Source organism: Gilliamella sp. Bif1-4, assembly GCF_001690535.1.
Lineage (GTDB): Bacteria > Pseudomonadota > Gammaproteobacteria > Enterobacterales > Orbaceae > Gilliamella > Gilliamella bombi.
In genome coordinates this window covers 1-351 of sequence record NZ_LZHC01000067.1, presented here as the reverse complement: position 1 = coordinate 351, position 351 = coordinate 1, and the positions used below count along the sequence as shown (strand labels likewise).

Here is a 351-nt window from a genome sequence, read left to right as displayed (position 1 = left end):
TTGCGGATAATTATCGTCCCTTCCGATACCGCTGAATGCGTCGTCGAATGCTCGCTTTCGTTTTTATTGCGACTGGTTGGCATCGATGGCATGCCGCTAGAGCTTACCCCTGCACTGCTGCTACTGACTTGGTAGTCCGCTTTGTTTTCGATATCACTAAAGCTGATTGTGCCTGTGTCAAGGCGGTTTTGGCTCTTGTCTTTCGCTTCTGATGATATCACCGCCCCTTTTAAGTCGGTGTTGTTCCCGACCTTAATGTCATAGCCACCACTGCCGGCAAAGATGCCCGATTGGTCGGTCACACTTTGCCAGTTGCTGTCCATTTTCGTTTTGCTCGCCGAGGCATTAATA

At 49.9% G+C, this 351-nt stretch carries 1 protein-coding gene; it reads right to left on the bottom strand.

Going from position 1 to position 351, the window contains the following annotated elements:
- On the bottom strand, positions 1-351 hold a 351-nt coding region (locus tag A9G25_RS12910; protein ID WP_176701127.1), incomplete at both ends, for a hypothetical protein.